General features: G+C 53.0%; 1 protein-coding gene. It reads left to right on the forward strand.

The annotated features are described in order from the left end of the window. Nucleotides 1-347 (forward strand): hypothetical protein (locus A6013_RS26370; RefSeq protein WP_254677915.1); only part of this gene is annotated, 347 nt, incomplete at its 5' end. Nucleotides 348-430: the final 83 nt, after the last annotated feature.

Below are 430 nucleotides of genomic sequence, written 5' to 3' on the forward strand. Positions count from 1 at the left end.
CGCGAGAGAACTCACCAGGGAGATGGACACCATCACCACAGGAGAAAACCAGGATGCACACACGAAACGTCAACGTCAAAACCGCCGCTCAAGAATCTACCGGAAGATGTGATTCAAACCTCCCCACGTCCCAGTTCACGGATCTGTTTTGCTGGGTCCTGGCAGCATCGGAAGGGGAGCCACCACCGGCAATTTTTACGCCGCCAGAGAATGCCACTGAGCTGACGATAATTAATGACGAATGCCCGGATGATATCTCTGTCTGGGTTGTAGAGGGTCGCCCGGTGGCAGCTGCAAGGCCGCTGGATAATTTTCGCCGCGTTATTCCTTCATCACTTACTAAATAATCAGGAGTAAATAAAAATGGTCAGTTTCGCAAGCCGCTATCGTATGCCGGCCGCGATCCGTAAAGACCGTCCGCTGGCGGATG

The organism is Enterobacter sp. IF2SW-B1 (genome assembly GCF_001743375.1).
GTDB lineage: Bacteria > Pseudomonadota > Gammaproteobacteria > Enterobacterales > Enterobacteriaceae > Enterobacter > Enterobacter bugandensis.